Consider the following 8,596-nt stretch of genomic DNA (forward strand, 5'->3'; position numbering starts at 1 on the left):
TGCGCGCGAGCCCCGACCTCTCCCCCCGACGGGGAGAACCATGCGCCCCACCCCCGTGCCGTGACCTTCGACGTCGAAACGACAGCCCCGCCGTCACCGCCGCGCCTGCGTCGCGGAGCCTCGCCGACCTGTTCGGCCCAACCCGATCGTGACCGCCGATGCAGCTCGTCTTCGTCCAGTTCATGACCGGCCTCGCGAGCGCGGCCTCGCTCTTCCTGGTCGCCTCCGGCCTGTCGATCATCTTCGGCGTCACCCGCATCGTGAACTTCGCGCACGGCGCGTTCTACATGCTGGGGGCCTACGTCGCCTACACGCTGACCGAGCGCTTCGCCGGCGCCTACGGGTTCTGGCTGTCGCTGCTCGCCGCCGCCGCGGTCGTCGCCGTGCTGGGGGCGCTGCTCGAGATGACGCTGTTGCGGCGGATCTATCACGCGCCCGAGCTGTTCCAGCTCCTCGCCACCTTCGGCGTGACGCTGATGGTCGAGGACCTGGTGCTGGTGATCTGGGGGCCCGAGGATCTGGTCGGTCCGCGCGCGCCGGGGCTCGCCGGCGCCGTCGAGATGTTCGGCAAGCGCATCCCCTCCTACGACCTGTTCCTGATCGTGCTCGGCCCGCTGGTGCTGGCCGGCCTGTGGGTGCTGTTCCACCGCACCCGCTGGGGCGTGCTGGTGCGCGCCGCGACGCACGACCGCGCCATGGTGGCGGCGCTCGGCATCAATCAGAAATGGCTGTTCACCGGCGTGTTCGCGCTCGGCGTCTTTCTGGCGGCGCTGGGCGGCGCCCTGCAGATCCCGCGCGACGCCGTCAATCACTCGATGGATCTGCGCATCATCGTCGAGGCCTTCGTGGTCGTGGTGATCGGCGGGCTCGGCTCGACCACGGGCGCCTTCGTGGCCGCCATCATCGTCTCGCAGCTCAACGCCTTCGGCATCCTGGTCTTCCCGAAGATCTCGCTGGTGCTTGTGTTCGTCGTGATGGCGATCGTGCTGGTCGTGCGGCCGTGGGGCCTGTTCGGCAAGATGCCGCCGCCCGCGCAAGCGGCGGTCGGCGCCACCGTGCGGCCGTGGCGCCCGCTCGGCCGCACCGAGCTGATGATCGCCGCGGCCGTGGTCTTCGTCGTCGCGCTGCAGCCGCTGTGGCTCTCCGACTACGCGCTGACGGTCGGCAGCGAGCTCCTGATCTTCACGCTGTTCGCCGCGAGCCTGCATCTGCTCATGACCGTCGGCGGCCTCGCCTCGTTCGGCCACGCCGCCTATTTCGGGCTCGGCTCCTATGGCGCCGCCTTCGCCGTCAAGGCTGCGGGGCTACCCATGCTGGTCGCGATCTGCGCCGGCCCCGTGCTGGCCGCGATCGGCGCCGCGATCGTCGGTTGGTTCGCCGTGTCGCTCACCGGCGTCTACTTCGCCATGCTGACGCTCGCCTTCTCGCAGATCGTCTGGTCGATCGCCTTCCAGTGGGTGTCGGTGACGGGCGGCGACAACGGCATCCTCGGCATCTGGCCGGCGCCCTTCGCGTCGACGCCGGGGGCGTTCTTCTGGGTCACGCTCGCCTTCGTGGTGCCGGCGCTCGCCTTCCTGCAGATGGTGATCTTCTCGCCGTTCGGCTACGCGTTGCGAGCGACGCGCGACTCCGAGCTGCGCGCCGAGGCGATCGGCATCGATCGCAAGCGCATCCAGTGGGTCGCCTTCGTGATGGCGGGCGCCGCGGCCGGCCTCGGCGGCGCGCTGTTCGCCTTCCTGAAAGGCAGCGTCTTCCCCGACGTGATGGGCATCCCGACCTCGGTCGACGGGCTCGTGATGGTGCTGCTCGGCGGCATCGAGACGGTGCTCGGCCCGATCGTCGGCGCGCTGGTGTTCAAGGCGATGTCCATCTGGCTGATGAGCCAAACCGACTACTCGAAGCTGGTGCTCGGCGCCGCGATCGTCGTCATCGTGCTCGCCTTCCCGAAGGGCATCGTCGGCACGCTCGCCGACTGGCGGGCGCGCTTCGAGGCCGGGCGCGCGGCGCGCCGCGCCGCCGCGTCGGCGCCCGCACCGTCAGACGCCGTCATCAAGGAGGCGCAGCCGTGACCCGCCTGCTCGAGGTCCAGAGCCTCTCGAAATCCTATGCCGGCGTGCAGGCCGTGCGCGACGTCTCCTTCGACCTCGATCGCGGCGAGATCCTCGCGCTGATCGGCCCGAACGGCGCCGGCAAGAGCACCTGCTTCAACATGCTCAACGGCCAGATCCGCCCCGACGCCGGCACCATCCGGATCGACGGCGAGCCGACCGTCGGCAAGCCGCCGCGCGCCGTGTGGCGCATGGGCGTCGGCCGGACCTTCCAGATCACCGCCACCTTCGCGTCGATGACGGTGCGCGAGAACGTGCAGGTGGCGCTGCTCTCGTATGCGCATGCGCTGCGTCGCTTCTGGGGCAGCGCGGCCAAGGACGCCGACGAGGCGGACCGCCTGCTCGGGCTGGTCGGCATGGGCGGTTATGCGGAGCGCGCCGCCGCCGAGCTCGCCTATGGCGACCTCAAGCGGCTCGAGCTCGCGATCGCGCTCGCCAACCGACCGAAGCTTCTCCTGATGGACGAGCCGACCGCCGGCATGGCGCCGAAGGAGCGCATCGAGCTGATGCGGCTCACCGCCGAGATCGCGCGGCGCGAGGGCATCGGGGTCCTGTTCACCGAGCACGACATGGACGTGGTGTTCGAGCACGCCGACCGCCTGATGGTGCTGTCGCGCGGCATGCTGATCGCCGAGGGACCGCCCGCCGAGGTGCGACGCGACCCCGAGGTGCAGGCCATCTATCTCGGCGAAGGCCTCGTCTACGACGCCCGCCACCAGGACGGCGCGGCGGGCGCCGCCGCAGCGACCGGGGCGCACCGATGACCGAACGTCCGCACACCTCGCAGCTCGACGTCGTGAAGCTCAACGCCTTCTACGGCCAGGCTCACATCCTGTTCGACGTCGAGTTCTCGGTGCACACCGGCGAGGTCGTCGCCCTGCTCGGCCGCAACGGCGCCGGCAAGTCGACCACGTTCCTGTCCATCATGGGCATGGTGGCGCGCCGCACCGGCACGGTGTGGTTCGACGCCGAGGAGGTGACGGACCTGCCGACCTACGAGATCGCGCGGCGCGGCCTTGGCTTCGTGCCGGAGAACCGCCGCATCTTCTCGGATCTGACCGTCGAGGAGAACCTGATGGTCGGCCGCCAGAAGCCGCGCGAGGGCGCGCCGACCTGGGAGCCCGAGAAGCTCTACACGCTGTTCCCCAACCTCGCCGAGATGCGCAAGCGCCCGGGCGGGCGGATGAGCGGCGGCGAGCAGCAGATGCTCACCATCGCCCGCACCCTGATGGGCAACCCGTCGCTGGTGCTGCTCGACGAGCCGTCCGAAGGCCTCGCCCCGAAGATCGTCGAGCAGATGGCGGCCGCCATCCTGGCGATGAAAAAGGAGGGCCTGTCGATCCTGCTCTCCGAGCAGAACCTTCATTTCGCGCGGCTGATCTCCGATCGCGCCGTGATCATCGAAAAGGGCCGCGTGCAGTTCACCGGCACGCTGGCCGAGCTCGAGGCGCGCCCCGATGTGCGCGATGCCTATCTGGCGGTGTGAGGACCGAGCCACGACCCAGGTGGTCCGTGCCCGGCTCCCACAAACTCCGAGCCGTCATGCCCGGCCTTGTGCCGGGCATCCACGATACGGCCGAACGCCGGACAAGGACGTGGATGGCCGGGACAAGCCCGGCCATGACGGAGGGGAGAGCGATCCTGGCCGCAGCCCGCTGTCGTCACTTCTCCGCGAAAGCCTTCTCGATCACGTAGTCGCCCGGCTCGCCGGTGTTGCCTTCGACAAAGCCCATGCCCTCGAGAATCGGCGTCATGTCGGCGAGCAGCGCCGGGCTGCCGCACATCATCACGCGGTCGCGCACCGGATCGAGCCCCGGCAGGCCTATGTCGGAAAAGAGCTTGCCCGTCGTGATCAGATGGGTGATGCGGCCCCGGTTGCGGAACTCTTCGCGCGTGACGGTCGGATAGTAGATCAGCTGCTGGGAGATCATCTCGCCCAGAAACTCGTCCTGCGGCAGCTCCTCCTCGATCTTCTCGCGGTAGGCCAGTTCGGCGACGGTGCGCACGCCGTGCACCAGCACCACCTTCTCGAACCGCTCGAAGGTCTCGGGATCCCGGATCGTCGACATGAAGGGGGCGAGGCCGGTACCGGTGGCGAGCAGATAGAGCGTCGCGCCCAGCTTCAGATTGTCGATCACCAGCGTGCCGGTCGCCTTGCGGCCGATGACGATGCGGTCGCCCGGCCGGATCTGCTGCAGCTTCGAGGTGAGCGGGCCGTTCGGCACCTTGATCGAGAAGAAGTCGAGCACATCGGCGTAGTGCGGCGAGGCGATCGAGTAGGCGCGCAGCAGCGGCCGCCCCTCGCCGGGAAGGCCCAGCATCACGAACTGGCCGCTCTTGAACCGGCAGCCGGGATCGCGCGTCGTCGAGAAGCTGAAGAGCCTGTCGGTCCAGTGGTGAACGTCGAGAACCTGCTCTTCGAAGAAGTTGCTCATGGGTCGAACCTTCGAGGAATTCCAGGAAGCCGGGAGTTCCGGTCGCCATCTTGGCGACCGACATTCGTTAGTGTACTAACAATATGACGGAGCCGCGGCGGCCTTGTCAACGGCCCGAAACGGCCGGATACCGGGGTGATCGCGGTCCGTCCAGCAACGAGGAGAAGAAACCATGGCTCAGGACGCGCCGGCGGGACCGAGCGGTCCTACCAAGCTGGTCATCCGCAACATCGGCCTTCTCCTGTCGGGTGCGCTGGAGAATCCGATCCTCGATGCGGATACCGTCGTGGCCGTCGACGGCCGGATCTCCGCAATCGGCAAGCTGAAGGATGTCGACGTCGAGGGCGCGACCACGGTGGTCGACGCCAACGGCACCGTGCTGGCGCCCGGCCTGATCGACAGTCATGTCCACCCGGTCGCGGGTGATTGGACGCCGCGCCAGAATCAGCTCGGCTGGATCGATTCCACACTGCACGGCGGCGTCACCACCATGATCTCGGCCGGCGAGGTGCACACGCCGGGCCGGCCGCGCGACATCGTCGGCCTCAAGGCGATGGCGATCACGGCGCAGCGCTGCTTCGATGCGTTCCGCGTCGCGGGCGTGAAGCTTCATGCCGGTGCGCCGGTGCTCGAGCTCGGCATGACCGAGGACGACTTCAAGGAACTCGCCGCCGCCGGCGTGAAGCTCCTGGGCGAGGTCGGCCTCGGCGGCGTCAAGGACGGCAAGAACGCGCGCGAGATGGTCGCGTGGGCGCGCAAGTACGGCATACAGTCCACCATCCACACCGGCGGCCCGTCGATCCCGGGCTCCGGCCTGATCGGCGCCGACATGGTGCTGGAGGCCGACACCGACGTGGTCGGTCACATCAACGGCGGCCACACGGCCCTGCCCGATCGCGAGATCCGTTGCATCTGCGAGGGCTGCCGGCGCGGCCTCGAGATCGTCCACAACGGCAACGAGCGCGCCGCGCTCTACACGTTGCGCACCGCCCGCGAGCTCGGCCAGCTCGAGCGCGTCATCCTCGGCACCGACGGGCCGGCCGGCTCAGGCGTGCAGCCGCTCGGCATCATCCGCATGGTGTCGATGCTCTCCGCACTCGGCGAGGTGCCGGCCGAGATCGCCTTCTGCTTCGCCACCGGCAACACGGCGCGCATGCGCGCCCTCGACGTCGGCCTGATCGAGACCGGCCGCGCCGCCGACTTCGTGCTGATGGACAAGGCCCAGCACTCCGCCGGCAAGGACTTCCTGGAGTCCATCCAGCTCGGCGACCTGCCGGGCATCGGCATGACCGTCATCGACGGCATCGTGCGCACCGGCCGCAGCCGCAACACCCCGCCCGCGACGAAGGTGCCCGCGGTGGTGTGAGGCGGGGAGAACGGACGCGCATCGTTCCCTCTCCCCGCGTGCGGGGAGAGGGTGGCTCGCCGCGACAGCGGCGAGTCGGGTGAGGGGGCGCTTCCTCGACGCTCAGACTCGCGGCAACGCCCCCTCACCCGACATCCGCGCCGAATGCGCGAATGTCGACCTCTCCCCGCGTGCGGGGAGAGGTGAGACGGCGTGCCATGACCTTCACCTCAGCTTGGCGAGCAGGCTCATGAAGGTCTTGCGCTCGGCGGCGGTGAGCGGCGCGAGCGTCTCGTCCGAGATGGCGTGCGCTTTTCCGGTGTGATCATCGACCAGGGCGCGGCCCTTCGGCGTGAGATCGACGAGGCGGCGGCGCGCGTCGTCGGGATCGGGCGCGATGCTGATCAGGCCGCGCGCCGTGAGGCGGTCGACCACGCCCTTGACGGTTGCGACGTCCATGGCGGTGGCGCGGCCGAGCTGATTCTGCGAGGTGGCACCGACCTCGCGCAGCTTCGACAGCACGGCCCACTGCATCGACGTGAGATCGCAGCCGATCTTCTCGGAGAAGATCGCCGTGTGGCGCTGGCTCACCTGGCGCAGCATGAAGCCGACCTGCTCGTCCAGGCAGTAGCTGCCCGCGCGAGACTTCACCGCCGCGACCTTCGTCATGCCCTGCCCTCGCAACAGATCGGTACCAATTCCCCGTCATTCCGGGGCGCGGACCGAAGGTCCGCGAGCCCGGAATCCATACCCCCTGTCCGTGAGTATGGATTCCGGGCACGCCGCTGCGCGGCGTCCCGGAATGACGAAGGACGTGAGAGCCTCAGCGCAGGCCGTCCTCGCCTTTGATCTCGGTCGTCTTCAGCCCGCCGACGCGCGGCAGCGGACGACCGCCCGTGGTGATCGCCACGGCGACCATGATCTCGTTGGCGCGCGGCGCGTCGTTGATCGACACCTGCATGCCGTCGAAATGGCTGCGCACGAAGGCGGCGTCCTTGTGGCCGAGCGGGATGTCGAGCTCCTGGCCCGGGCCGCCGCGCTTCTTCGACGACGGGATCAGGGCCGCACCCTTGCCGAGCGTCTTGCGCACCGGCGCCCCCATCTTGGGATGCAGCAGCGCCGCGGCATGCTCCAGCTCGCCGTCGGCGCCGACCAGCGCCGCCTTGCCGTAGCTCTCGCACTTTTCACCGGGCACGCCGAGCGCCGCCACGGCCTTCTCGGACAGCAGCTTGCCGAGCTCCTCCCCGAAGTCGATCAGGGCCCCGAGATCCTCGACATAGATGCCGGCATACGGGTTATCGATCACGGCGATCGCGGCTGCGCGCCGCACCGGCGGCTCGACCGCGTGGCCCATCTCGGTGAGAGTCTCGTCGACGACGGTCACCAGCTTGCGGATCTTAAGATTCATCGCAGTCCATCCCACTTCTCGATCTGATGAGCCAGGAGCCCGCCGATGCGCGCGTGCACGCGGCCGCCCATGGTCATCACCAGCACCAGCGCGATTTCGTCGGCGCGCGGCGCGTCCGGAACGCCGACCTCCATGGCATCGTAGTGCGTCCGCACATAGGATGCATTGACATGGGTGATCGGGACGTCGAGCCGGCTGCCCGGCCCGCCGACCTTCTTGGTCGACGGCACGATCGCCTTGGTGCTGCCGAGCACGTCGCGCATCGCGTAGCCGCCGGGCACGTGCCACAGGGCGCCGTGCTCCAGCTCGCCCGCCTCGCCGACGATGGCACCCTTGCCGTAGCCTTCGATGGCCGCGGCCTCGCCGCCGAGCGCATCGAGAAGCGCCTGCGCGAGCGACACGCCGAGCGGCTCGAGATCCTTCATGAAGAAGGCGATGTCTTCGACATAGCGCCCGGCGAACGGGTTCTTGATCACGGCGATCGCGGCGCCGCGCTTGATCGTGCGGCCCGTGACGGGACCACCTTCGTGGAAGATCTCCTCCACGGTGACGAGACGCTTTCTCACCAGAACTTCGGCCATGAACGATTGCCCTGTCAGACTCGTAACGATTGGTCGGAGATTGCCGACCGCAGGAGCGGCCCCACGCTGCGGGTCGTGCCCTGCAGATGCAGCGCGGCGGCGACGATCAGGTTTTCGGCGCGTAACCGTTCCGCGACCGCGACACCCGCGTCGAGCGCCGCGTCGATCTCCGGCTGGGCCAGCGGCGGCACGGCGCGGGTGACCAGGAATTCGCCGAGATCGCTGTCCGGCTGAATGTCACGAGCCGCCACCCGGACGATCCCGGGATGCGCGATGTCGATCGCGTTGCCGACGACGGTCGCGGCGGCGTCAGCGCTCGCGGCATCGCGGGCCAGAATCGTGACGGCATCCGCGATCCCGAGCGAGAAGCTGCGGCCACCCGCGCCCGACGTCGCGATGCCGCGCACCGGGTCATCGGCCGTGATCTCGGCCGTGCCGAAGATCGACGGGTGATCGGGCCGGTCGACCAGCCCGGTGGTGAAGCGGGTGCCGGGCGTCAGATGGAGCGCGATGTCGCCGCCGTTGTTGACATACGCCCGCGCGAGCCCGGCACCCGCAACCGAAACCATCGCCGCGAGGATCTCGTCCGCCACACTGCCGGCGACGGCGGCCATCGGCGTGATGAAGATTTTATCCGCGTACGGCCACACCGCCGCGGCCATGCGTTTCGCGACAGAGCCGACCAAACCGCTTTGTGACTCGTCGCAAGAGCCCCCCAC

Annotated in this window: 9 protein-coding genes; 4 read left to right on the forward strand and 5 right to left on the reverse strand. The window is 69.1% G+C overall.

What is annotated here, in order from left to right; all coding sequences use genetic code 11:
• The first annotated feature begins 158 nt into the window (after positions 1–158).
• From CCR97_RS16820 to CCR97_RS16830, 3 genes are read left to right on the forward strand one after another with little or no spacing between them, the layout of a single operon-like run.
• Positions 159–2,069 carry an ABC transporter permease gene (locus CCR97_RS16820; protein WP_111358930.1) on the forward strand — a complete coding sequence of 637 codons (1,911 nt, stop codon included), beginning with the start codon at positions 159–161 and terminating at the stop codon, positions 2,067–2,069.
• Positions 2,066–2,872, forward strand: coding sequence for an ABC transporter ATP-binding protein (locus tag CCR97_RS16825; RefSeq protein WP_111358931.1), 807 nt, complete (start codon positions 2,066–2,068; stop codon positions 2,870–2,872). Before CCR97_RS16820 ends, CCR97_RS16825 begins: the two co-directional genes overlap by 4 nt.
• Complete coding sequence (locus tag CCR97_RS16830) at positions 2,869–3,594, forward strand: ABC transporter ATP-binding protein (protein WP_111358932.1); 726 nt, start codon at positions 2,869–2,871, stop codon at positions 3,592–3,594. Before CCR97_RS16825 ends, CCR97_RS16830 begins: the two co-directional genes overlap by 4 nt.
• Before the next feature lie 175 nt (positions 3,595–3,769).
• On the opposite strand, the gene CCR97_RS16835 is transcribed toward CCR97_RS16830, so the two are convergent.
• Positions 3,770–4,543 carry a ferredoxin--NADP reductase gene (locus tag CCR97_RS16835; RefSeq protein ID WP_111358933.1) on the reverse strand — a complete coding sequence of 258 codons (774 nt, stop codon included), beginning with the start codon at positions 4,541–4,543 and terminating at the stop codon, positions 3,770–3,772.
• A gap of 172 nt (positions 4,544–4,715) precedes the next feature.
• Here CCR97_RS16835 and CCR97_RS16840 point away from each other — a divergent pair, with 172 nt between their 5' ends.
• Positions 4,716–5,909, forward strand: coding sequence for an amidohydrolase family protein (locus CCR97_RS16840; RefSeq protein WP_111358934.1), 1,194 nt, complete (start codon positions 4,716–4,718; stop codon positions 5,907–5,909).
• Positions 5,910–6,113: 204 nt separating this feature from the next.
• On the opposite strand, the gene CCR97_RS16845 is transcribed toward CCR97_RS16840, so the two are convergent.
• The 4 genes from CCR97_RS16845 to CCR97_RS16860 all read right to left on the reverse strand — a co-directional run.
• Positions 6,114–6,557: a MarR family winged helix-turn-helix transcriptional regulator gene (locus CCR97_RS16845; RefSeq protein ID WP_111360783.1), complete on the reverse strand. Its 444-nt coding sequence runs from the start codon at positions 6,555–6,557 to the stop codon at positions 6,114–6,116.
• 154 nt (positions 6,558–6,711) lie between these two features.
• A complete protein-coding gene (locus tag CCR97_RS16850; protein ID WP_201159682.1) occupies positions 6,712–7,296 on the reverse strand; it encodes an amino acid synthesis family protein in 585 nt (194 codons plus the stop codon).
• On the reverse strand, positions 7,293–7,877 hold the full coding sequence (locus CCR97_RS16855) for an amino acid synthesis family protein (protein ID WP_111359901.1): 585 nt from the start codon (positions 7,875–7,877) through the stop codon (positions 7,293–7,295). The genes CCR97_RS16850 and CCR97_RS16855 overlap by 4 nt, the downstream gene beginning before the upstream one ends.
• A gap of 14 nt (positions 7,878–7,891) precedes the next feature.
• Positions 7,892–8,596: UPF0280 family protein (locus tag CCR97_RS16860; protein WP_201159683.1), on the reverse strand; the 705-nt coding region annotated here is incomplete at its 5' end.

Origin of the sequence: Rhodoplanes elegans, from assembly GCF_016653355.1 — a bacterium.
Classification (GTDB): domain Bacteria; phylum Pseudomonadota; class Alphaproteobacteria; order Rhizobiales; family Xanthobacteraceae; genus Rhodoplanes; species Rhodoplanes elegans.